The 22,594-nt window shown below is 64.1% G+C and carries 18 protein-coding genes and 1 pseudogene; 9 read left to right on the plus strand and 10 right to left on the minus strand.

Features of this window, described 5'->3' with window-relative positions; genetic code table 11:
* Positions 1 to 23: 23 nt before the first annotated feature.
* A complete protein-coding gene (gene rimP / locus AADX97_RS05500) occupies positions 24 to 482 on the minus strand; it encodes a ribosome maturation factor RimP (RefSeq protein ID WP_374232396.1) in 459 nt (152 codons plus the stop codon).
* A gap of 602 nt (positions 483 to 1,084) precedes the next feature.
* Between rimP and AADX97_RS05505 the strand changes: the two genes are divergently transcribed.
* Entirely contained in the window at positions 1,085 to 1,603 is a 519-nt protein-coding gene (locus tag AADX97_RS05505; RefSeq protein ID WP_374232397.1) for a SprT-like domain-containing protein, read from the plus strand.
* 221 nt (positions 1,604 to 1,824) lie between these two features.
* On the opposite strand, the gene AADX97_RS05510 is transcribed toward AADX97_RS05505, so the two are convergent.
* The 5 genes from AADX97_RS05510 to nagZ form a co-directional block, all read right to left on the minus strand.
* Positions 1,825 to 2,880: a hypothetical protein gene (locus tag AADX97_RS05510; RefSeq protein ID WP_374232398.1), complete on the minus strand. Its 1,056-nt coding sequence runs from the start codon at positions 2,878 to 2,880 to the stop codon at positions 1,825 to 1,827.
* A 188-nt stretch (positions 2,881 to 3,068) separates the two neighbouring features.
* Positions 3,069 to 3,809, minus strand: coding sequence for an S-methyl-5'-thioinosine phosphorylase (locus AADX97_RS05515; protein ID WP_374232399.1), 741 nt, complete (start codon positions 3,807 to 3,809; stop codon positions 3,069 to 3,071).
* A gap of 126 nt (positions 3,810 to 3,935) precedes the next feature.
* Positions 3,936 to 4,412 carry a hemerythrin domain-containing protein gene (locus tag AADX97_RS05520; RefSeq protein ID WP_374232400.1) on the minus strand — a complete coding sequence of 159 codons (477 nt, stop codon included), beginning with the start codon at positions 4,410 to 4,412 and terminating at the stop codon, positions 3,936 to 3,938.
* Between the two features lie 210 nt (positions 4,413 to 4,622).
* Positions 4,623 to 5,174 (minus strand): hypoxanthine-guanine phosphoribosyltransferase, encoded by a 552-nt coding sequence (locus AADX97_RS05525; RefSeq protein WP_374232401.1) that lies wholly within the window; start codon positions 5,172 to 5,174, stop codon positions 4,623 to 4,625.
* Positions 5,171 to 6,247, minus strand: coding sequence for a beta-N-acetylhexosaminidase (gene nagZ / locus AADX97_RS05530; RefSeq protein ID WP_374232402.1), 1,077 nt, complete (start codon positions 6,245 to 6,247; stop codon positions 5,171 to 5,173). Before nagZ ends, AADX97_RS05525 begins: the two co-directional genes overlap by 4 nt.
* Positions 6,248 to 6,627: 380 nt before the next feature.
* On the opposite strand from nagZ, the gene AADX97_RS05535 reads away from it, so the two are divergent.
* Positions 6,628 to 7,203: a hypothetical protein gene (locus tag AADX97_RS05535; protein ID WP_374232403.1), complete on the plus strand. Its 576-nt coding sequence runs from the start codon at positions 6,628 to 6,630 to the stop codon at positions 7,201 to 7,203.
* A 297-nt stretch (positions 7,204 to 7,500) separates the two neighbouring features.
* Here AADX97_RS05535 and AADX97_RS05540 read toward each other — a convergent pair whose 3' ends face one another.
* A complete protein-coding gene (locus AADX97_RS05540) occupies positions 7,501 to 8,400 on the minus strand; it encodes a PDZ domain-containing protein (protein WP_374232404.1) in 900 nt (299 codons plus the stop codon).
* 252 nt (positions 8,401 to 8,652) lie between these two features.
* On the opposite strand from AADX97_RS05540, the gene ftsH reads away from it, so the two are divergent.
* The 4 genes and pseudogenes from ftsH to AADX97_RS05560 all read left to right on the plus strand — a co-directional run.
* The gene (gene ftsH, locus AADX97_RS05545) at positions 8,653 to 10,584 is read left to right on the plus strand and encodes an ATP-dependent zinc metalloprotease FtsH (RefSeq protein ID WP_374232405.1); all 1,932 of its coding nucleotides are present in this window, start codon (positions 8,653 to 8,655) and stop codon (positions 10,582 to 10,584) included.
* Positions 10,585 to 10,717: 133 nt separating this feature from the next.
* Positions 10,718 to 11,353: a nucleoside triphosphate pyrophosphatase gene (locus tag AADX97_RS05550; protein ID WP_374232406.1), complete on the plus strand. Its 636-nt coding sequence runs from the start codon at positions 10,718 to 10,720 to the stop codon at positions 11,351 to 11,353.
* A 383-nt stretch (positions 11,354 to 11,736) separates the two neighbouring features.
* Positions 11,737 to 13,296, plus strand: coding sequence for a transglycosylase SLT domain-containing protein (locus tag AADX97_RS05555; RefSeq protein WP_374232407.1), 1,560 nt, complete (start codon positions 11,737 to 11,739; stop codon positions 13,294 to 13,296).
* 315 nt (positions 13,297 to 13,611) lie between these two features.
* Positions 13,612 to 13,848, plus strand: a pseudogene (locus tag AADX97_RS05560) (SemiSWEET transporter); the annotation flags it as partial.
* Between the two features lie 48 nt (positions 13,849 to 13,896).
* On the opposite strand, the gene AADX97_RS05565 reads toward AADX97_RS05560, so the two are convergent.
* A complete protein-coding gene (locus tag AADX97_RS05565) occupies positions 13,897 to 16,575 on the minus strand; it encodes a GNAT family N-acetyltransferase (RefSeq protein ID WP_374232408.1) in 2,679 nt (892 codons plus the stop codon).
* A gap of 250 nt (positions 16,576 to 16,825) precedes the next feature.
* On the opposite strand from AADX97_RS05565, the gene AADX97_RS05570 reads away from it, so the two are divergent.
* The 3 genes from AADX97_RS05570 (at position 16,826) to AADX97_RS05580 (ending at position 20,557) form a co-directional block, all read left to right on the plus strand.
* The gene (locus AADX97_RS05570; protein ID WP_374232409.1) at positions 16,826 to 17,758 is read left to right on the plus strand and encodes a histone deacetylase family protein; all 933 of its coding nucleotides are present in this window, start codon (positions 16,826 to 16,828) and stop codon (positions 17,756 to 17,758) included.
* A gap of 278 nt (positions 17,759 to 18,036) precedes the next feature.
* Positions 18,037 to 18,822, plus strand: coding sequence for a dienelactone hydrolase family protein (locus tag AADX97_RS05575; protein ID WP_374232410.1), 786 nt, complete (start codon positions 18,037 to 18,039; stop codon positions 18,820 to 18,822).
* A 289-nt stretch (positions 18,823 to 19,111) separates the two neighbouring features.
* Entirely contained in the window at positions 19,112 to 20,557 is a 1,446-nt protein-coding gene (locus tag AADX97_RS05580; protein WP_374232411.1) for a deoxyribodipyrimidine photo-lyase, read from the plus strand.
* Here AADX97_RS05580 and AADX97_RS05585 read toward each other — a convergent pair.
* Together AADX97_RS05585 and AADX97_RS05590 are read right to left on the minus strand one after the other, a co-directional pair.
* Positions 20,538 to 21,344 (minus strand): TatD family hydrolase, encoded by an 807-nt coding sequence (locus tag AADX97_RS05585; protein ID WP_374232412.1) that lies wholly within the window; start codon positions 21,342 to 21,344, stop codon positions 20,538 to 20,540. The two genes, AADX97_RS05580 and AADX97_RS05585, sit on opposite strands and share 20 nt — an antisense overlap.
* Positions 21,345 to 21,780: 436 nt before the next feature.
* Complete coding sequence (locus AADX97_RS05590; RefSeq protein WP_374232413.1) at positions 21,781 to 22,521, minus strand: NYN domain-containing protein; 741 nt, start codon at positions 22,519 to 22,521, stop codon at positions 21,781 to 21,783.
* Between the last annotated feature and the right edge of the window lie 73 nt (positions 22,522 to 22,594).

Genomic DNA, 22,594 nt, shown 5'->3' on the forward strand with positions numbered 1-22,594 from the left:
GGCCCTACGTTGGACCCACGACGTCAAAAGACGGGGACGAGCCGGGCAATCTCGATCCCACTCACAGGGATCGCCCAGAGACGACCGTCCACCTCGAGGCGCACGATGCCGTCTTCGCATCCGCGCAGAATACCTTCCAGATTGCGTCGACCTTCGAGCTTCTCGCTCAACCGGACCTTTGCGCGCAAGCCCTCGAAACGCCGAAAGTGCTCGGGGAATACCAGTGGCCGATCCAACCCGGGCGAGGAGACCTCAAGGTCGTAGCGCCCTTGAAGAGGGTCTTCGACATCCAGTACGGCGCTCAACTGATCGCTCACGGCGGCGCAATCGTCGAGACCGATGCCGCGCTCGTGGTCGATATAGATTCGCAGCGTAGCGCCGCTCGCGCCGCGCTGAAACAACTCGACACCGACAAGCTCGTAGCCCAAAGGTTCGACAACCTCGCGGGCCAACTGGCTCAGACGACTCTCCGCAGGCTCCATCGCACGCCCTTCAGAAACAAAAATTGGGCCATTGGCCCAACGACTTGAAGAATCTGCTATCGACCCGACACGGTCGAATGCACCGACACGACGCACGCGCCGGCGGCTCACAGCCGCACCGATGCGATCCCGGGCCAAGAGAGCCGACGGCACGTCGAGACCCCGAACGGGTGACGCCCGACTGACCGCCTTGCGAAGGAGACCGCCGGCCCGAAGCTCGGCAGCAATGAAAGGCCCAAGATAAAAAAACCCCATCGAAGGGGTCTTTATGAAGCGCCGACCTTCAAAGTGCCCGTAGTGGACTCCGTCTACGAAGCCCGTGGAGTGTATCCCGTTCAACTTTGAATCGCAAGGGTTGTTGATCGGTCAACCCTGTACCGAAGGTATGGCCCGAGGAGGAAACATCGCCGACAAACCGCCCGCACATTGCCAACCGGGGCCGCGTCGGTGCAGTCTCCGAGCACGTAGAAATCGAGCGGCGGCCGACCCGCGAGGTCGGCGTCGGGTATCGATTGCAGATCGCCAACCGCCCGCAACGCCGTCAATGCGAGGAAGACGACAACGAGGGGCCGATGACAGGAGAATCGATCATAAACAAAACGTTGACAAACCCGTCTCCGACCGAGCACGCCGCGGCTCGTACCGGAGCGCTCCTGCGCGAGGCGGAATGCCGGCTGCGCCTCGCCATGCCTCGGGTCGAGATCCGATTCGATCTTCGAGGGACCTCGGCAGGGCAAGCGCGGATGCGAAACGAATCCTTCGCAATCATCCGGTACAACGCGACCCTGCTGGGTCTACACCCGACGCAGTTCGTTGCCGAAACCGTGCCGCATGAGGTGGCCCATGTCGTGGCCTTCGTGAAATATGGACCGCGCATCCGACCACACGGCCCTGAATGGCAAGCCGTCATGCGTCATTTCGGTGTCGAGCCTTCACGCTGCCACTGTTACGACGTCTCGAAACTGCGCACACGATCCCTTCAGCGGTTTCTCTATCGCTGCAGTTGCGGCACGCACGAGATCAGCAGTATTCGTCACAACAGAATCTGCCGGGAGGGAGCCGTCTATCTTTGCCGCCGCTGCCGGCAACCCCTCCGGCATGAGACCGAACTGCGAGGCTGAAGGGCCGAACGGAGATTAGACCGGGGTCGTGCTCGGGTGACCGGGTGTCGACGATAGGGCACCGTCGACTATGCGAATGTCGGATCTCGCGGATGCGATCAGTTGACGCGCAAGGCGAAAAACCGCCTCGCACGCTGCCCATCGCTCGGGATCCTCGGCACCCGACCGACCAATCCCAACATCGACCGGACCGCTGTGTCGGCGGATCGGTCCGGCGAGGACTATCGTTGATAGACCGGCGCGCCGTAGCCCGGTACAAATCCCGGTCCGTAAGCGGGATAACCCATGGGCGCGGCCATCGGAGCGGGAGCCTGCATCCGCTCCCAGTATTCACGGGCTCGCTGGTCGGAGGCACGCCGCATGTTTTCGTACTCGGCCATCATGCGTGCCCGGTATTGATCGACACTCTCTTGACGGCGATCAAACGCAGGGGCGCCGGGCGCGGCCATGGTCGGCGCAGGCGCACCCTCGATCGGTGCGAACGGCTGCGGCATGACCGGGACCGCTGCGAAACCCTGCTGGATCGGAGCGGACATCGGCTGGGCGACCTCGGCCGACACGGAAGCCGGCTCGGCAGGCGACTCGCCGCCCATCAGTGACTCGGCGAAGACGGTTGCCTCGGCGTCCTTGATCGGCGGCGCAGCGGCGGTCGCCCCGGCGGGAGCGGATCCTTCGAGCGCGACCTCGGCGACGGGCTCCGACAATGGCTCCGGGGTCGTCGCGCGAGCCGCAGCTGTCGAGGGCAAGGGGGCTGAATGGCTGTTGAATGCCGCGGCGGCCGGGCGCTCTTCCGCGACCTGCATGGAGACGGGTTTGGCGGCGGACTCCTGCGGACCAGCACTCGGCACGACGATCGCCGCCCGGGCATCGACCGGCTCAGCAGCGACCGGCTCGGCAGTGATCGGCTCGGCCTTGGCGACCTCGCCCGGCGCTGCCTCGGAGGCGAGGGTCTCGACCGCTTCAGTTTCCGCCGAGCCGGTTAGATCCTTGACCGTATCGACGACTTTGCTGAAGCCGTCTGCCCCGGCGGCAGTCACATCGGCGATCACGGTTTCGGCTGAGGCCGTCAGATCGCCGAGCTTAGCGACGAACTTTTGGAACCCGTCGGCTTCGACAGCGCTCTCGTCAGCCACCGCCACCTGCGTCGTATCGCCGGCGGTGTCACGGTCGATCGAGCTCAGGTAAAGATAACCGAAGGCGATCACGACCGCCCAAAGCGACAACTTCGGGATCCAGCCAAGACCGGAGCGTTTGGGTGCAGTTTCCTCGGTGGCCATTTCGGATTCTCCTGGATAAAGCGATGAAGTAAGGGACCTTTATGGTATCAGAGTTTCCTGATGTACTTAAACCTTGCGCCTGCGAGGGGCCGGAGCAGGCGATCCGACACCCGAGGCCCGACCGAGCTCACCCACCCCGCCGGGTCGCCGATCGGAGCGGTGGGTTTGGACAAGGCCGGCCTGACGGGTCAGCCCGAGATTGCGACGACCCCAAGGACCTTGCGCACACGTCCGACACACTCGCGCAGATGAGAGTCGATCTCGGCCATCGTGATGATGCCCTCGCCCTTACCCGCAGCCCAGTTCACGACAAACGCCAGGCTCGCATAGCAGAGTCCGAGCTCCCGCGCGATCCCGGCTTCCGGCATGCCGGTCATCCCGACCAGGTCGCAGCCGTCGCGCTCCAGCCGGGCGATCTCGGCGGTCGTTTCGAGCCGCGGCCCCTGGGTCGCGGCGTAAACGCCCTCCTCGATCGCCGGATGACCGGATTCGGCGCAGGCGCGGATCAACACACTGCGCAGCTCCTCGCAGTAGGGCGAGGTCATGTCGACATGATCCAGCCCGCTTTGCTCCCCGTCGTAGATGCTGTGCTCGCGCCCGTAGGTGTAGTCGACGAGGTCATGCGGAACCGCCAGCGCGAGCGGAGCGAAGCGCGCACCGATCCCGCCGACCGCCGCCAGTGCGACGACACGTTCGGCGCCTAGGGCGCGCAGTGCCCAGAGATTGGCCCGGTAGTTGATTCGGTGAGGCGGCAGACGATGGCCGGCGCCGTGGCGCGGGAGGAAAAGGACCTGCGCACCGTCCAGGTGACCGCTCGCCACCGGCGCCGAGGTCTCGCCGAACGGGGTCTCGACGCGACGCGATGCCTCGACCTCCAAGGCGGGAAAGTCCGAAAAACCAGATCCACCGATAATGGCGAGAAGACTCATGCGTTGATCACGTCCGGAAGTGACTCGAAATCGGCCGTGCAGTCTAGCGGAGGGTGGCGTGGAAGCCAAAAAAAAGGCGCCTTGCGGCGCCGATTTCTTGTCGTCGAGCGATCTGACGACCGATTCTTAGGCTGATGGATTGAGCGACCTCGCGCCGCGCTTTCCGGCGCGATCGTTGAAGATACCGATCTCGATCAGCTTCGGAAACAGGACCTGCTCTTCGCGATCGATGCGCTTGTCGACCATGTCGAAGATCTCGTGTGTTTCAACAAGAAAATCGTCCGTGAAGTTGAAATCGCAATTTTTCAGCCAGTGCTTGTGGTAGTCGTCGAAGGTCTTGCGCAAGGGCTTTTCGCCGCTGATGAAGCCCCAGGCGATCGACTTCACCTTGGGATCTTCGTGGATGAGCAGTGTCGGATAGAGACTGCGATCCTCGTCGGCGAGATGGTTGCGAACCTTCGTGCCCAGATCGCACAACAGCTCGTAAGCGGTTTTGGCATTGGGGCGAATGCGTAGCTGATCGGGCGTGAGGAGCGATCTGAGATCCTCGATCATCTGACGCAGCTCGCCATGGGTGTGGCGGTAGTCTTCCAGGGTCGGCATACACCATCCTCCGATTGTTGTGGATTATACGGTCGTCGCGTCCCCGCAGCCCGGGCTCGCGCGTCCCGCAGGGCGACGAAACCGTCACCCTCGGGAAGACCGATCACGCTGAAGCAACACTCGGATCAGGATGTATACCAAAGCTCAAAAGGTGTCAAAAAGCGGGTACTTATATTCCCGTTTCAACAAATACCCATGAAGCCTTCGCGCCTACACGTCTTCGTCGGCCACCGCATAAATCCCTGCGGCGTTCCGGAAGTAGTCCTTGTAATCGAGCCCGAACCCGTAGAGGTATCGGTCTTCGACCTGAACGCCGACGACATCGGCCTCGCACGCGTGCTCTCGCTCTTTGGACACCAGTACCGCGGTATGTACGCTTGCCGCCCCGTCTTCTCGACAGGCATCGACAATATGACGCAGCGTAATGCCCTCGTCGAGGATGTCGTCGAGCACCAAGACATGCTCGCCGCGGATGGCATCCGACGGACGGTAGTGCCAGACGATCTCGCCGCCGCTGGTTCGGCCCTGATAGCGACTGGCATGGACATAGTCGACCCGCAGTTGAAACTGTAGCCGCGGCAGCAGAAGGCCGGCCACAAAGACAGCTCCCGTCATGACGCAGAGCACCAGCGGATCCTTTCCCGCAAGACGCTCGGTGATCGCCGCAGCCATCCGGTCGAGCGCCGCATCGACCTCCTCGGGGGTGACCAGTTGTTGCGCGCGCGCGGCAACGGCATCGTAGTCTTTCGGGTCGAGCTTCATCCAGTTGCCTCCGGGTCGGTCGGGTCGAGGAGCCCCGAATCGAGCGTTTCGAGCCCCTCGAGAAGAGCCACGCAGTGCACGCCGCGCTGCCATTCCGGCTGCTCGTGCAGGCGTGCTCGCTCATGCTGACCGCGGCCGTGCATCCTGAGCAGACGCAACTCGGCAGCGGGGTCGTGGTGGTCGACGAACGCATCGAGAACCGCGAGCGCCGCCGAACGATCGTTGCAGACCAGCAGCATATCGCAACCGGCATCCGAGGCGGCGCGGGCACGCTCGACCGAGTCACCCTCGGATGCCGCGGCCCCCATGCTGAGGTCGTCGCTGAAGATGACCCCCTGAAAACCGAGCCGACCGCGCAGGATCTCGCGCAGCCAGACCGGCGAGAATCCGGCCGGCCGATCGTCGACCAGAGGGTATCGGACATGGGCCGGCATGATCCCTTCCAGGGCATGCGCGATCAGACGCTCGAAGGGGATGAGATCTTCCATCAAAAAAGCGGCGTAAGGTCTCGGATCGATTGGCAGCTCAAGGTGTGAATCCACACTTACCCCGCCGTGTCCGGGAAAATGCTTGCCGACGCCCGCCATGCCGGCGCGACGCACGCCGTCGAGCCAAGCAAGCGCCAGATCGCCGACTGCACGCGCCCGGTTACCGAAGGCGCGATCGCCGACCACGGGATTCAAACCCCGATCCAGATCGAGTACGGGCGCGAAGCTGAAATCCATGCCGACCGAGCGCAGCTCCGCGGCCATCAGCCAGGCCACCGCCTCGCAGCTGGCGCGAGCGTCCCGGGGATGGCGTCTGTAGATCTCGGCGAAGCGTCCCGCGGGCGGCAGCCGCGTAAAACCCTCGCGAAACCGCTGGACCCGCCCGCCTTCCTGGTCGACGCCGATCAAGAGACGCGGCTCACGCAGGGCGTGGATCTCCGCGGTCAGCTCGGCGAGCTGCACGGGCGAGTCGAAATTACGAGCGAAGAGGATGACCCCGCCCACGGCTGGATGGCGCAAAATCTCGCGATCCTCGGCGTCGAGCGCCGGCGCGGCGACATCGAGCATGACGGGACCCAGAGACACCGACTAGCTCCCCGCCTCCGGACCCAAACCAAGGCCCGGCCTAAAACCCTCGGGCCAATGCAGCATCCACCGTTCCACTCTTGCTCGCTTCATGCGCAACACCGCCGACGTCGCATTCGACTACGGCCGAGAATCGCCGCAGCACACCGGCCCCAAGGATTGAGGTTTACCGCCCCCGTTGTAACACAGGCACAGCCTCGCTCCTAGAGACGCCGCGCCGCGATCGACCCGGGGCTGCGCGCCTAGGCCCGAGACCGCTATGATAGCCTACCGTCGGTGGTACTCCGCACACGCCGTTAGACCTCGAAGCACGCGTGCGAAGACGTACCGGCATCTCTTCCGACCGCCTCTTCCGTCCAACTCAGCAAAGGTCCGCGTCTATGTCGCCCCGCCGTTTCTCGCACCTGCTGCTCGTCGCCGTTGTCGCCTTGGCGACCGTGAGCTGTGGATCCAGTCCGACCTCAGCTCCGGTCCAGACCTCGACCAGGATCGGAACCTCCACGGTGGTCGGGACCCCGGCCCCGTCCAGGCCCAAGGCAACGGCCTCCGGAGAGATCTACGACGGCCCCCCGGCCCTCGCGATCACCCCGGTCATCGACGGGCGCACGTCGGCCTCGCCGGAGGTCTCGGCTTGGTGGATCCAAAAACTCATCGCGGAGGACTTGGATCGAAGCGACCTCTTCGCCGGCGTGATTCCGCTCGAGCACGCCTCGGAGGCTCACGAGGGAGGACTGCTCATCCAACCGGCGCTGACCGCATTGACCTGGACCCAACCCAACCAGCGCAGCGGGACCATCGCCATGCGGATCCGCGCGAGCGATCCGGCAACCGGCCGGGTACGACTGGACCGGGTCTACACCGCATCCTGTCGCGACTGCAAGGTGCCGCCGGGCCAACCCGCTGTTGCCGGTCCCCTGGCTGTCTTGATGCAGGACGTCGCAAAGGATCTGCGTTGAGGGGTAAGGTGATTTCCGCAAACTTCCATACCCGTAGGTTGTGCTGACGATAGGAAGCACAAATTGCGCCGACGGTTGGTTGTGCCTCGCACGGCTCGGCACAACCTACGCCCTTGGCATGAGGGTTTCCGGAATTCGCCTAAGGTGATTTCCAGAAAAAGATCGACCGGCAAAGCCGGAACCAGGAGAACTGGTCGAAAGCTCTACTCGTTGTCGTTGTCGTTGTCGTTGTTGTCGTGTCAGTCCGGAATCCGATTATGACAACGACAACGACAACGAAAAAGTCTGCGACTGGCCTCATGGCGCGGGCCCGACCCGCGCCGAATCCAAGGTCACGCCGAGCGGACCGCGCGGGACCCAGGTTTCGATCACGCGGCCGCCGCGGCGCACCTGCACCGCGACCTGCTCCCCGTACTCGCCCTCGGTGGTTTTGCCGCGCAATTCCGAGAAATCGAACAGCCGTTCATCGGCGTAGGATTCGATCAGATCGCCCGCTTGCAGACCTGCAATCTCAGCGGCGGACCCCGGGATAACGGAATCGACCCTTACGCGGTTGTCTGAACCCGTTGTGTAGAGATAACGGTCGTAGCTGTCGTCGCCGATCTCCTCGCGAAGCGAGCGCGCGTCCGCGTTGATCCGCGAGAGCTCTTCGCGATACTGGGCGGTCCCGAGCCAGCCTTCCCGAATCGCCTGATCCCGCAAGGAAAGTCGCTCGAGCGAGCGCTGCGCCTCCTGCAGGACCAAATCCTCGGCCAGACCCGGATCCACGCCTGCGGCCACGAGAGCACCGCGCCGCTCCTCGGCGGTGCGCGGGGCCGGCGGCCGTTCCTCCTCGGCAGCACTCGCAATCGCTGTCGAGGCGCTCAGAACACGGTTTAGGGCCTGCTCCACGCTCACCAAACGAACGCGAAGATCCTTCACCTGCGACTCCAGACTTTGCAACGCCCGCGGCGTCACCGCATCGAGCGCGGACACACCCGGCTCGGCCGGCGGCGCGTCCGGGGCCGGATCGACATCCGCGGTCACACCCAGCGCATTCGGGATCGGCGTCGCCGAGTCTGCCTCGGCGACGCGATCGGCATCGAACGAGACCGGCGGCTGCGGTTCGGTCACGGCGAGATAGCCGGCAACCGCGGCGGCGCCGATCAGTGCACCGGCCGCGAAGCCGGCCGACAAGAGAGGAACAGTAGGATGCATCGTAGAGGGCCTCGATAAGCATGATGTGAGCCTGCGACCGCAACGGATCCGACGCGTTCCAACCACATCCGCACCTGCGAACGACGGCGCGCGGTTGCTCCCGGACCCATCAAAACTGGTAAGCTCTTTCCCGTCATCGGCCGCGGCAGCGTTTCCGTTGGTTTTCGGACCCATGCCCCGATGTACCCGCCAATGCCAAATGGCAGGGCGTCGCGCTCCAGCCGAGCGATGTTCAACGAGGACAACCTGAGAATGAATGCCAAAAACTTAAATCTGTTGCTGTGGGTCGCCGTCACCATCTGGCTGGTGATGATGTTCAACAGCATGACGACCTCCGACCCGATCGAGTCCCGCAGCTTAAGCTACAGCCAGTTTCTGCAAGAGCTCTCGGATGGGTCGATCCGCGAGGTCACCATCCAAGATCAGAAGGTCAAGGGCCTGAGGACCGACGGATCCCGTTTCGAGACCTTCGATCCGGGTGATCCGGCGCTGGTCGGCGATCTTTTGGAGAACGGGGTGAGCATTCGGGCCGAGCCGCCCGAGCGCCCGAGCGTGTTGGCTCAGATGCTGATCGCCTGGTTGCCCTTCTTGCTCCTGATCGGCGTCTGGTTTTGGTTTATGCGCCGCAACATGGGCGGCGGTGGGGGCGGAGGGATCTTCAACTTCGGCAAGAGCCGCGCGCGTCAGCACGCCGAGGGCGACATCAAGGTCACGCTACGCGACGTCGCGGGCGTCGAAGAAGCCAAGGAAGAGGTCGGCGAGTTGGTGGATTTCTTACGTAATCCGCAGAAATTTTCGAACCTCGGCGGTCGCATCCCGCGCGGCGTGCTGATGGTCGGTCCCCCCGGCACCGGTAAGACGCTGCTGGCGAGAGCGATCGCCGGCGAAGCAAAAGTGCCCTTCTACAGCATCTCGGGCTCCGACTTCGTGGAGATGTTCGTCGGCGTCGGCGCCTCGCGCGTTCGCGACCTTTTTGAGCAAGCCAAGAAGGCCGCGCCCTGCATTATCTTCATCGACGAGATCGATGCCGTCGGGCGCAAGCGCGGCGCTGGTCTGGGCGGCGGCCACGACGAGCGCGAGCAGACCCTAAACCAACTTTTGGTGGAGATGGACGGCTTCGCGGGCAACGAAGGCATCATCGTGATCGCGGCGACCAACCGCGCGGACGTGCTCGACCCGGCACTCCTGCGCCCGGGCCGTTTCGATCGTCAGGTTGTCGTCGGGCTGCCCGATCTCGCCGGTCGTGCGGCCATCCTCGAAGTGCACATGCGTAAGGTACCGATCGCCGCGGATGTCGACGCGCGCACCATCGCCCGCGGGACACCCGGCTTCTCCGGCGCGGATCTCGCCAACCTGGTCAACGAGGCCGCCCTCTTCGCGGCCCGCGCCGGGCACACCGAGGTCGCGATGCAGATGTTCGAGCGCGCCAAGGACAAGATCATGATGGGCGCGGAGCGGCGCAGCATCGTCATGTCCGAGTCCGAGCGTAAGCTGACCGCCTATCACGAGGCGGGTCATGCCGTCGTCGGGCGTCTGGTTCCGGAGCATGATCCGGTCCACAAGGTCAGCATCATCCCGCGTGGACGTGCGCTCGGCGTCACGCTATTCCTGCCCGAGCGCGATCGCTACAGCATGAGCAAGCGTCAGTTGGAGAGTCAGCTCTCGACCCTGTTCGGCGGACGACTGGCCGAGGAGATGATCTTCGGACCCGAGCATGTGACGACCGGCGCCTCGAACGACATCGAGCGCGCAACCGATATCGCACGCAACATGGTCACGCGCTTCGGTCTGTCGGACAACTTGGGACCGCTCGCCTATGCCGAGGACGAGGGCGAAGTCTTCCTCGGTCGCTCGGTCACGCAGCAGCGTCAGGTTTCGCCCGAGACCGCACAGGCGATCGACAAGGAGGTGCGTCGAATCATCGACCGCAACTATAAGCGCGCCAAACAGATGCTCGAAGACAACCTCGAGAAGCTGCACACGATGGCCGCGGCGTTGCTCAAGTTCGAGACGATCGGCAAGGATCAGATCGACGACATCATGTCCGGTCGGCCGATGCGCGAGCCCGAAGACGACGCCGGCAACGCAAAACCGACGTCCGGCAGCAGCAACGGCGACCTCCCCAAAGGAGGCGCGCCGCGCAAAGAGCCGCCCGTCGTCGGAGGTGCCGTCGGAGGGGTCTGACAATCCCGAGCGACAAGGCCCGCCCGGTTATCGGGCGGGCACATGAATTCAAGCCTTCGCAATCGATTGCGAAGGCTTTTTTGTTTTATACTTCAGCCCGAACGACCGACCGAGCGCCACGGCCTTGACGCCAATGCCTAGAGGCGATCTCCGGAAACCGCATCAGGATCCCGACACCGTGCCTGCACCCGCGCTCATCCTTGCCTCGACCTCGCCTTACCGACGCCAACTTCTGGAACGCTTGGGGCTGCCCTTTACGAGCGCCGCTCCCGATATCGACGAGCGCCCCCGCCCCGGCGAGTCGCCTCAGGTGCTGGTCCTGCGCCTGGCGGAGGCCAAGGCCAGGGCAATCGCGTCCACCCATCCGAACGCGCTCGTCATCGGGTCGGATCAGGTCGCCTGTATCGACAAGGATATCTTGGGGAAGCCCGGTGACCGTGCCTGCGCCATCGCTCAACTGGAGCGGGCATCCGGACGAACCGTCGTCTTCCAGACGGGATTGTGTCTGCTCGACACCGTAAGCGGGCGCGCCCAAACCCTCGTCGAACCCTTTCGCGTCCATTTCAGACACCTCGACCGACGGCAAATCGAAGGGTATCTGGATCGCGAGCAGCCCTTCGATTGTGCCGGCAGCTTCAAGTCGGAAGGTCTCGGTATCGCGTTATTCGAGCGGCTTGAAGGTGACGACCCCAATACCTTGATCGGATTGCCTCTCATCCGCTTGGTCTCATTGCTCGAATCGGCAGGTATCCATCCGCTCAACGCCTGATCGCAGGGCGCGTCCGGGTCGAATTCATTCGTCGGGCACACTGATCGAGCGATCGATTAATCGCAATGATCAGTTACCATAGAATACTGATAAATATGATTTTAAACAGCAAAAGCTCAAGCGCTTTCAAGAATAAGAGCCAGCTGCAGCGCATGAACAAAAGAGGGATTTCCTTGCAATCATCCATTGCAAAGGCGGCTTTCGTGAGCCAATATCAAATCGTCGCCGCACCCATTGCACCGAGCGCACCGACCACATCGACGATGTCGCTGCCTATTCGCACGGCATCGCCCTGCCCCGATCGAGCCGGTAGGCCCGTCGGGGTATCCGCCGTCGCAGGGGTCGTGACGCGCGCGAATCACGCTCTAGAGGACACGCCGACCATGCCGACCTATCATACCGGGATCAGGGATCTCTCATTCCTGCTGTTGTCGATTGTACTGGTCGGCTTGTCCGGCTGCGGCAGCGACGGCGGCCAACGTGATACCGCGGGCGAAAGCCGGAGCCAAGGCGAGGTGGTCGCCGGCTCGGACACCTTTCCCGTTCCGGCCGAGATCCAGCCGAATGTGGATTTCTGGCGCCACGTCTACGGAATCTGGAGTCGCGGCGACGTCGCCATCCACGACAACGAGCACATGGGCATCGTCTACGAGGTCGTCAAGCTGCCCTCGCCCATCAAAGAGGGCTACACGGATCCGCAACGGTCGCTGGTGCGTGACCGTACGGACGCCTACAAGGGCCAGCTGCGCCTTCTGGAAGAGCGCGTGCGAACCGGACAGAGCCTGAGCAGCAGCGACAAGACGCTCCTGGCGAAGCTCGAGCAGGCCGGAGGTCGCGCCGCGGTCTACGGGGCTGCCGATCGCGTGCGCAGCCAGCGAGGTCTGCGCGAGCGTTTCCACCGCGGCGTGGAGATCAGCGGGCGGTACGACACCGCCTTCCGGGAGATCATGCGCAGTCACGGTGTGCCGGAGGATCTCGCCTATCTCCCGCATGTGGAATCTTCATTTCAAACCAATGCACGATCCGGTGTCGGCGCGGCCGGCGTCTGGCAGTTCATGCCCGCCACTGGCAGAATGTATATGAAGGTCGACGATACCGTCGACGAGCGTTTCGATCCCATCATCGCGGCGGACGGCGCCGCGCGCTATTTGTCCCAAGCCCATCGTCGACTCGGGAGCTGGCCGCTCGCCATCACCTCCTACAACCACGGGCAAGGTGGAATGGCGAATGCCAAGGCACAGTTCGGCGACGACTTCGGCGGGATCGTTAAGAACTATCGGGGACCGTACTTCGGATTTTCCTCGCGTAATTTCTACGCCGGGTTCATCGCCGCCCGCGATGTCACGCGCAACGCCGATCGTTATTTCCCCGAGGGCGTCCGGCGCGAAGAGCCTTGGCCGCACGACCGACTGGTCCTCCAGCACAGCATGCCGGTGAGCCATATCGCGGGACACTACGGCGTGACCCCCTATCGCCTTGCCGACCTGAACATGCACTGGCGAGAGCGCGCACGCGACGGTCATGCGCATCTGCCCCCCGGCAGCACGGTGTGGCTCCCGGCCGGGACGAAACGACGCATCGCCAGCCATCCGCCACCGGTCGCCAACGTCATGGTCGCCCGTGCCGAGCCCAAGTCATCGCCGGTGGCCCGTCAGGCCATCGCGAAGGTGGAGCGGCCGGTTGCCAAGACGACAGCCGCGGCGCAGCCGTCAACGAAGCCGTCAGCGAAGGCATCCACCAAACAGGTCGCGAAGGCGCCCGCTGCACAGACGTCGAAGAAGTCGACCGCTGCAGCGCGCTACCATGTCGTGAAGCCGCAGGAGACGCTCTATCGCGTCGCGGTTCAGAACGGCATCACTGTCGCCGAGCTGCGCAAGCTAAACAAGATGCAGCCCGACGACAACAAGATTCGCCCGGGGCAGAAGCTCAAGGTCAGCATTTAAACCGCGTTCGGAGCACCTTAAATTATTTCCGGGAAAGCATCGACCAACATGTAGGGGCGACTTTAGTCGCCCGGTAAGCATTGGCAACACGCACGGCCGGGATGATCATTCCCGGAAATCGCCTTAAATGGGTTGGAGCGACTCCGGCGTAGTGCGAACCAATGAAGGTCGCCGCGACGCGGTTTAAATGAAAATTAAAAGCAAAGAGATAAGGCGCGAATCTATTGCCGCTCGTAGGCTCGGGGGATGTCGATTGTCCGCTCCCGGGCCAACTGAGTGCCGGACGCCTGAGCTCATGTCGGGGCAGCCGACGAAGTGACGCTGTGGATCGAGACCATCGGTTTTACTGCGGCGGCACTCACCACCGTGTCCTTCGTGCCACAGGTGGTGCGCACCTTGCGTACCCGTGATACGCGGGGCATCTCGCTCTGGATGTACGCCCTCTTCAGCACAGGCGTTGCGCTTTGGGGAATTTACGGGCTCCTGATCGGCTCCTGGCCCGTGATCGCCGCAAACGCGATCACCTTGGTCCTCGCCTCCATCGTGCTCTGGCACAAGCTGCGCGAAACGCCGGAGACCCCGTCCGGGCCGGACGCGGTCTCAAAGCACCTTGCTCACCCATTTGACCGCCATGTCCTGCGGGTCGCTCTCGATGCGGAATCCGAGCGATTTCACCAGGGCCAGCATCCGACTGTTGGCGCTGAGCACCTCGCCGTCCATGACACGAAAGCCGCGCGAGCGAGCGTTCTGCATGAGCGAACGCATGAGTCTTGCGCCGATCCCTAGGTTTCGCCAGGTATCTGAGACCACAATCGCGAACTCGCAGGCCTCGCCGCCCGGTCGCGCCATATAGCGGACCACACCGACCTGCACGTCCGCGCCGTCGTGCTCGACCACGCCGATCAGGGCCATCTCGCGGTCGTAGTCGATCTGGGTGAAGCGGACCAGCATCTCGGGCGTCAACTCCTTGATCGCCTGCATGAACCTGAAATACTTAGTCTGCTCCGAAAGTCCCCGAACGAACTCCTGCTCCATCTGGGCATCCTCCGGGCGAATCGGTCGGATCACCAGATCCTTGCCGTCCGGCAACTGGACGCGCTCGATGAGGTGGCTCGGGTAAGGGTGGATCGCCATGTGCCCGTAGGTCGTCTGCTGGGGCGGGCGATAATCGACCTTGATGCGCGCATCCACGGCAATGACATCCTTGTCGTTGCCGATGAGCGGGTTGATGTCCATCGAGATGATCTCGGGCAGCTCGCAGACCATCTCCGAAACGCGTTGAAGAATCTTTGCCAAGGCCACACGGTTCATCGGCGGCATATGCTGAAAGGCGCCCATGAGACGCACGATCCGGGTGTGGTCGATCATGGTCTGGATGATGAACGCGTTGAGCGGCGGCAGACCGAGCGCGCGGTCCTCGAGGACCTCGACCTTGGTGCCGCCGGCGCCGAAACTGATCACGGGACCGAAGATCCGGTCCCGGGTCACACCAACCATCAGCTCGCGTGCCGCGCGCGTCGAGGCCATATGCTCGACCGTGATGCCCTCCATCCGCGCATCCGGGCGCAGCCGCTTGGCACGCTCGACGATCTCGGTGAAGGTCCGGCGCACCGATTGGGCATCGTCGATATTCAGACGCACGCCGTCGACATCGGATTTGTGCTCCAGGTCCGGCGAGTTGATCTTCATTACGACCGGGAAGCCGAGGGCTTGGGCCGCCATCAGTGCCTCGTTCGGCGTGCGGGTCAACACCGCCTGCATGGTCGGGATGCGGAACGCCGAGAGGATCGCCTTTGCCTCCACCGTGCCCAGCGTCTTTCGCCCTTCGGCCATGACGCCCTCGATGATCAGACGCGCGCCTTCCACGTCCGGCGCGTCCTCCTGCGAGAGCGGGCCCGGCGACTGCATCAGCAGCTTCTGGTTGCGCTGGTGGGTGGCGAGGAACGAGAAGGCGTCGATCGCCACCTCCGGGCTGTCGAAGTGCGGCACGTCGTGCTCGGCTAAAAGCTCTTGGGCCTCGGCGACCCGTTTCCCCCCCATCCAGCAGGCGAGCACCGGTTTGCGGCTGTCCTTGGTCGCCGCGATGACCTGCTCGGCCGTGGCGACCGGATCGCCGAACACCAAGGGCGCCAGGATACAGAGCACCCCGTCGACCTCCGGATCCGCGAGACAGGCATCCAGGGCCAGCCGGTAACGCTCCGGCGGGGCGTCGCCGATGATGTCGATGGGATTGCCGTGGGACCAATGGTCCGGGAGCCCCTTCTCGAGGGTCTGACGCGTCGTGTCGCTGATCTGCGCGAGCGAGAGGCCCAACTCTACAATGCGATCCGCAGCCAGTACGCCCGGCCCGCCGCCGTTGGTGATGACAGCGATGCGGTCGCCCGCCAGACGCCGACGCGTGCCGAAGACCTGGGCGGCTGCGAACAACTGATCGAGGTTGGAGACCTGTACCACGCCCGCACGCTCCGTGACGGCGCGGAACACGTCCGCCGAGCCCACATAGGCGCCGGTATGCGACTTGACCGCGCGGGTCCCTGCCGGATGTCGCCCGGCCTTGACCACCACCACCGGCTTCAGACGCGCCGCCGCGCGCAGCCCGCTCATGAAGTGTCGCGCGTTGCGGATCCCCTCTACGTAGAGCAGGATGCATTGCGTCTGGCTGTCCAGGGCGAGATAGTCGAGCACGTCTCCGAAGTCGACATCCGCTGCCGCCCCCAGCGAGACCACCGCCGAGAAACCGATGCGGCGGCGCTCCGACCAATCGATCATCGCCGTACAGATCGCACCGGATTGCGACACCAAGGCCACGTTGCCGCGGCGTGGAAGATCCTGTCCGACGCTGGCATTCAGACCGTGTTGCGGGCGCATCGCCCCGATGCAATTGGGTCCGAGAACGCGGATCCGATTGTTCCGGGCCGCCTCGACCATCCGTTCCTGAAGATTGATCCCGCGTTCGCCGTACTCGCCGAAACCGGCCGAGTGGACCACCGCCACCTTGACCCCGTAGCCGCCGCATTGATTGAGAATCTCCGGGACTCGATCGGCGGGCGTGGCGATCAGCGCCAGGTCGACATGCTTGTCGAGCTGGCCCAGATCGCGATAGCAGGGCTCCCCGGCCACCTCCTGGTACTTCGGATTGATCGCATAGGCGTTGCCTTTGAATCCACCGGCCAGCAGATTGCGAAAGACCATGCCGCCGATGGACCCCTCGCTGTCGCTAGCCCCGAAAACCGCAACGGCGATGGGCGTGAAGAGTTGTTCGATATCGGATACGCGCATGGAATCGCCCTCCCGGGCAATAAAAAGGATTAAGCTAAACCGCGTTCGAAACGCGTCGGGCGCGACATTCCGTATCGCTGCATCGACTCGGCCTCGGATGCATCGACCGGCGTCGGCGTAGACGCGTTTCGAAGATGAAAAAATTGGATTCAGGGATTCGACACGGGCGCGACCATGCGCCGAACGACAACGAGAATTGCCCGGGTACCATCCATCTCCCGCGTGCAATCAATGCTTTGAGGACCTTCGCATGAACCTCGCCTTTGTCTCTCACCCGTTGTGCCAGCAGCACAAGATGGGCGCGCACCATCCCGAGTGTCCGGAGCGACTCTACGCCATCCAGGATCGCATGATTGCCTCCGGGATGGAGATGCTGGTCACCCACTACGACGCACCCGAGGCGAGCGTGGCGCAGTTGACCCGCGTGCACGACGCGGATTATGTCCAAGGGCTGATCGACGCCGCCCCCGAGGTCGACGACGTCCTGGTTTGGGTCGACGGCGACACCGCCATGAACAGCCACACCCTGCCGGCTGCACTGCGTGCGGCCGGCGGCGCCATCCTCGGGGTCGACCTGGTGATGAGCGAAAAACATCACGCCGCCTTTTGTTGCGTGCGCCCGCCCGGCCATCATGCCGGGCGGCGCACGACCGGAGGGTTCTGCCTCTTCAACAACGTCGCCGTCGGCGCCGCACATGCGATGGCCGAATACGGCATCGAGCGTATCGCCATCGTCGATTTCGACGTCCACCACGGCAACGGCACCGAGGAGATCTTCAGCGGCGACGAGCGGGTGCTCTTCTGCTCGAGCTTTCAGCACCCCTTCTATCCGGGATGCGGCGCGGATACCAAGGCGCCCAACATCCTCAACCTGCCGCTGCCCAAGCTGACCGACGGGGCCGCCTTTCGGGCCGCCGTGGAGGCCGCATGGCTGCCCAAGCTCGACGCCTTCGCCCCTCAGCTGATCATGATCTCGGCGGGGTTCGACGGGCATGTCGAGGACGACATGGCGCACTTTAATCTGCGCGAGCCCGATTATGCCTGGATCACTCGCGAGCTCCACCTGTTGGCACGCCGGCATGCACAAGAGCGTGTCGTGTCCTGTCTGGAAGGCGGCTACAGTCTGTCCGCGCTCGGACGCAGCGTCAGTGCGCACGTCGATGAGTTGATCGGGCACGCATGATGCCTTCGTCGCGAAGGCGGTCGGGATCGAGATAGGGGTCCCGACAACCTGTTGCATTGCAGCATTAGGATAGAGAGGTCCCGCGCCCGTCGCAATGCCGATCGTGTGACAATCACGCTGACGGCTCGCTGCGCAGGACCGATGGCCTAGGGGTTGTCATCCGGACCGAACGGACTGACCTTTCCGGAACCGCGATGGCAGCCCGCCCCTTCGGCAGCTCGCGGCCGTCAGGCCCGACCTGTTCAACAGCCCAGTCAATCACCGGATCGGAGAGACTCATGAGAAGACCATCGACTCACATGGCCGCCTGGCTGCTCTGCGCCCCTCTCGTCGCGGGCGCCGCCATCCAGACCGAGCGTGTCGAATACCGCGACGGCGACACTGTCCTCACGGGCTACCTCAGCTACGACGATTCGATCGAGGGCAAGCGCCCCGGCGTACTCGTTATCCATGAGTGGTGGGGCCTCAACGACTACGCGAAGAAACGTGCCGAGATGCTCGCCGAGCTCGGCTATGTCGCCTTCGCCGCCGACATGTACGGCGACAATAAGGTGACCGATCACGCGCCTGACGCCCAGGGCTGGATGCAGCAGATCACCGCCAATCAGTCAGCCTGGCAGCAGCGCGCGATGGCCGGACTCGACACACTGAAGGCCAGCGACCGCGTCGATACCGAGAAGCTCGCCGCCATCGGCTACTGCTTCGGCGGCGCCACCGTGATGCAGATGGCCTATGCCGGTGCCGATCTCGACGGCGTCGCGAGCTTCCACGGCTCACTGCCGCCGGCCAGCAATGTCGAGCCCGGCACCATCAAACCCAGCATCCTGATCGCCCACGGCGAGGCCGACAGCTTCGTCCCGCCCGAGCGCATCGCCGCCTTCAAGGAGGGGCTCGACGCCGCCGGGGCAGATTGGCAGATGGTCGTCTACTCGGGGGCACGTCACGGCTTCACCAACCCCGGCGCCGCCGCCTACGGGATGGACGCACTCGCCTACGACCCCAAGGCCGATGCGCGGTCTTGGGCGCAGATGCAGGGGTTCTTCGACGAGGTCTTCGCGGACTGAACCGCGTCCGGCAGCGTATGCTCGCGCGTCGTTGAGTCGCGGCCTTATGCGACTCCTGGGCGCCGAAAGCCCGGACAGACCGTAACGACGGCGTACAAGCGGCGACGTAGGGGCGATGTAGGGGCGATGTAGGGGCGACTTTAGTCGCCCGGGGGCGCTTCTTTGGCGGACGCGTGGGCGACTAAAGTCGCCCCTACAGTTCGGTCGGTTCTGTGCCGGAAATCACCGAAGCCCTCACTCGCACACATCCCACGACCCGATCCAAATCGACCCGAGACCGCACCCCTCAATGCCGAGCACCGTCATCCTCTGGCTCCGTCGTGACCTGCGTCTCGACGACAACCCAGCTCTGCAAGAGACCCTGGTCGACTGCGACAGACTCGTACCCGTCTATATCCACGACCCGGACTCGGAGGCGCCTTGGACACCCGGCGCAGCGAGCCGCTGGTGGCTGCACGGCAGTCTGTCGAGCTTGGAGCAGGCTCTGGGCACCGTCGGCAGTCGGCTCCTGATCGCGCGCGGCGACAGCCTGGCCGAGCTGCGGCGCATCGTCGCGGCGACCGGCGCCCGGCGCATCCACTGGAATCGCCTCTATGATCCGACGACACGTGAACGTGACGGCCGGATCAAGCAAGCCCTGAGGGCCGATGGCCTGCGGGTGGACAGTCACAACGCATCGCTTCTGTTCGAGCCCTGGGAGATCGCCACCGGCAACGGCGAGCCCTACCGGGTCTTCACCGCCTTCTGGCGTCGCTGCGCCGCTCGGCTTTCCGAGGTCACCCCCCTGCCCGCTCCGGCGGCATTGCCGCCACCTCCCGAGGCGCTCAACTCGCTCCCCCTCGAAAGCCTCGGTCTGCTGCCGACCATTACCTGGGACGCGGGGCTGCGCGAGACCTGGACACCGGGCGAGACGGCCGCGCGTGAGCATGCGCGCACCTTCCTGCGAGAGCGCGTCCGGGGCTACGCGACCGAGCGCGACCTGCCGGCCCACACAGGGACATCCGAGCTCTCGCCGCACCTGCACTTCGGCGAGATCGGTCCGCGGCGGATCATCGCCATGGTCGAAGAACAGTGTGACGACCCGACCGCAGATCCGGTCGAGCCCTTCGTGCGCGAGATCGGCTGGCGCGAGTTTGCCCACCATCTGATCTATCACTACCCGCACACCACCGATGAGCCGCTGGATCGGCGCTTCGCCGCTCTGCCTTGGCGCGAAGAGGATGCCGATCGGTTGCTCCGGGCCTGGCAACGCGGGGAGACCGGCATCCCGCTGGTCGATGCCGGCATGCGCCAGCTCTGGCACACCGGCTGGATGCACAATCGGGTGCGCATGGTCGTCGCTTCGTTCCTGACCAAGAACCTACGCCTGCCCTGGCAGGCCGGTGCACGCTGGTTCTGGGACACCCTGGTCGACGCGGATCTCGCCGCCAACAGCCTCGGCTGGCAGTGGAGCGCCGGCTGCGGCGCGGACGCCGCGCCCTATTTCCGCATCTTCAACCCGGTCCTGCAGGGCGAGCGTTTCGACAAGACCGGGGCCTATGTTCGACGCTGGTGCCCGGAGCTGGCCCGACTCCCGGACAGATACATCCATCAACCCTGGAACGCTCCGACCGCCCTGCTCGATCATGCAGGCATCCGGATCGGGCGCGACTACCCGGCCCCGATCGTGGATCTCAAGGCATCGCGCGAGGCGGCCCTGGCCGCCTATGAGGTCGTCAAATCGGCGGTGCGCTGACGCGACCCGAACCGGAGCGATCGACCCCGTCGAGGCCCGGCAAGACCGCGCGCGCATTGGCCGTCGTGCGGGCCGCCAAGACATCGGGCGACTCGCCCCTGACCTCGGCCAACGCCTGCAGAACATCGGGTAAATACTCAGGGCTGTTGCGCTCGCCCCGATGCGCGGCAACCGTCATGTCCGGCGCATCCGTCTCGAGCACGATCGCCTCGCCCGGTAGCTCGGCCGCCAGACGGCGCAGACGCGAGGAGCGCGTGAAGGTCAACATCCCCCCGAAGCCGAGCCGGAATCCCAGTTCCAGATATTGCTGCGCCTGTTGGAGGCTGCCGTTGAAGGCATGCGCGATGCCGCCCTTCACCCGCGCACGCCGCAGGGTTGCCAAGATCTCGTCATGGGCCTTGCGCACATGCAGAAGAACCGGCAAATCCGCGGACCTGGCGATCGACAACTGCGCCTCGAGCAGCGCCTGCTGACCCGCCCGATCCAGCTCGGGCAGGTAATAGTCCAAACCGATCTCGCCGACCGCCAGCGGGCGATGCTCGGCGATGGCCCGATCCAGCCCATCGAGATCGGCCGCTCGGTGTCGGTCGAGATAGACCGGATGCAGGCCCAGCGCCGGATAGAGATCGTCCGCCGACGCACAGAGCGCGAGCAGACCCTCCCATCCCTCCGCATGGATGGCCGGAACCACAATAGCGGCCACGCCCGCCGCACGCGCCCGTGCCATCACCGCCCCTCGATCGGGATCGAACTCGGCAACATCCAAATGACAGTGTGTATCGATCATGAGTCGCATCCCGGACGGTATCGCCGTCTCGCGAGGCATGGAAATACAAATCCGAACGCCCCTCGACAGACCTGGCTCATAGACCCGTTGAGCACGTCGCTGATCGGCAGAGCCGGAACCAGGAACGGTGGTCGAAGGCTCTGCTCGTTGTCGTAATCGAATTACGGACGACCACGAACACGACAACGACAACGACAACGAAAAATTCTGCGACGGTTTGCTCGAGACTTACGGCGTGAGGGACTTCCAGGAATGTGCAGGGCCGTAGGTTGTGCCGAGCCGTGCGAGGCACAACCAACCGTAGGCGCGCGCTGTGCCTCCTATCGTCAGCACAACCTACGGGTATGGTTTTCTCCCGATATCACCTTAAGCCGCGTCCGCTCAGACGCGCAACACAGAGCCACCCGAAGCCCGCACATACAGCACCGGACGCGGCTTAAGCAGCCGACTTCTGATCGCGCACGAACAACGCCTTATGCGGTCCGCGGCCGACCTGCCGCTCCTCGATCTCGAAGAGCTGGATCGCCTTGAGCAATCCGCTGAGCTTGGCATAGCCGTAGTTGCGCGAGTCGAACTCGGGGCTGCGCTTGGCGATTGCCGAGCCGACGGCGCCGAGCCCGGCCCAACCGGTATCGTCCGCGGCGCCGTCCAGGGCGGCACGCAGCAGGTTGACCAATTTGGCGTCGCGCTGCAGATCCTTGCCGCTCTTGCGCGTCGTCGAGTCGCCGCCCGCACCCTCGCGCAGCACCTCGGTGAAGACGAACTTGTCGCAGGCCGCGACGAAGGGTTCCGGGGTTTTCTGCTCGCCGAAGCCGTAGACCGTCATGCCGGACTCGCGCAGACGCGACGCCAGGCGAGTGAAGTCGCTGTCGCTAGAGACGATGCAGAAGCCGTCGAAGTTGCGCGAGTACAGTAGATCCATGGCATCGATCATCATGGCCCCGTCGGTCGCGTTCTTGCCCTTAGTGTAGCGAAACTGCTGCATGGGCTGGATCGAGTGACGCAGCAGGGTGTCCTTCCATGACCCCAGATTGGGCAGGGTCCAATCCCCGTAGATGCGCTTGACGTGGGCCGTGCCGTATTTGGCGACCTCGGCAAGAAGCCCCTCGACGATGCTCGCTTGGGCGTTGTCGGCATCGATGAGCACGGCGAGCTTGAGGTTGGCGATGTCGGACATCCGTGGTCTTCCTGTCAATCGGTCTTTGAATTTAGCGGCTTCCGATCACGTCGGAGCGTGATTACGGGACGCT

Origin of the sequence: Thiocapsa sp. C2-2m (genome assembly GCF_041903745.1) — a bacterium.
In the GTDB taxonomy this organism is placed as follows: Bacteria; Pseudomonadota; Gammaproteobacteria; order Chromatiales; family Chromatiaceae; genus Thiocapsa; species Thiocapsa roseilacustris.

What these genes read in the sequence shown, in the direction of transcription:
- rimP (WP_374232396.1), bottom strand. Translation starts at nt 482, where the DNA reads ATGGAGCCTGCGGAGAGTCGTCTGAGCCAGTTGGCCCGCGAGGTTGTC.
- AADX97_RS05510 (WP_374232398.1), bottom strand. Translation starts at nt 2,880, where the DNA reads ATGGCCACCGAGGAAACTGCACCCAAACGCTCCGGTCTTGGCTGGATC.
- AADX97_RS05515 (WP_374232399.1), bottom strand. Translation starts at nt 3,809, where the DNA reads ATGAGTCTTCTCGCCATTATCGGTGGATCTGGTTTTTCGGACTTTCCC.
- AADX97_RS05520 (WP_374232400.1), bottom strand. Translation starts at nt 4,412, where the DNA reads ATGCCGACCCTGGAAGACTACCGCCACACCCATGGCGAGCTGCGTCAG.
- AADX97_RS05525 (WP_374232401.1), bottom strand. Translation starts at nt 5,174, where the DNA reads ATGAAGCTCGACCCGAAAGACTACGATGCCGTTGCCGCGCGCGCGCAA.
- AADX97_RS05535 (WP_374232403.1), top strand. Translation starts at nt 6,628, where the DNA reads ATGTCGCCCCGCCGTTTCTCGCACCTGCTGCTCGTCGCCGTTGTCGCC.
- AADX97_RS05540 (WP_374232404.1), bottom strand. Translation starts at nt 8,400, where the DNA reads ATGCATCCTACTGTTCCTCTCTTGTCGGCCGGCTTCGCGGCCGGTGCA.
- ftsH (WP_374232405.1), top strand. Translation starts at nt 8,653, where the DNA reads ATGAATGCCAAAAACTTAAATCTGTTGCTGTGGGTCGCCGTCACCATC.
- AADX97_RS05550 (WP_374232406.1), top strand. Translation starts at nt 10,718, where the DNA reads ATGCCTAGAGGCGATCTCCGGAAACCGCATCAGGATCCCGACACCGTG.
- AADX97_RS05555 (WP_374232407.1), top strand. Translation starts at nt 11,737, where the DNA reads ATGCCGACCTATCATACCGGGATCAGGGATCTCTCATTCCTGCTGTTG.
- AADX97_RS05565 (WP_374232408.1), bottom strand. Translation starts at nt 16,575, where the DNA reads ATGCGCGTATCCGATATCGAACAACTCTTCACGCCCATCGCCGTTGCG.
- AADX97_RS05570 (WP_374232409.1), top strand. Translation starts at nt 16,826, where the DNA reads ATGAACCTCGCCTTTGTCTCTCACCCGTTGTGCCAGCAGCACAAGATG.
- AADX97_RS05575 (WP_374232410.1), top strand. Translation starts at nt 18,037, where the DNA reads ATGAGAAGACCATCGACTCACATGGCCGCCTGGCTGCTCTGCGCCCCT.
- AADX97_RS05580 (WP_374232411.1), top strand. Translation starts at nt 19,112, where the DNA reads ATGCCGAGCACCGTCATCCTCTGGCTCCGTCGTGACCTGCGTCTCGAC.
- AADX97_RS05585 (WP_374232412.1), bottom strand. Translation starts at nt 21,344, where the DNA reads ATGATCGATACACACTGTCATTTGGATGTTGCCGAGTTCGATCCCGAT.
- AADX97_RS05590 (WP_374232413.1), bottom strand. Translation starts at nt 22,521, where the DNA reads ATGTCCGACATCGCCAACCTCAAGCTCGCCGTGCTCATCGATGCCGAC.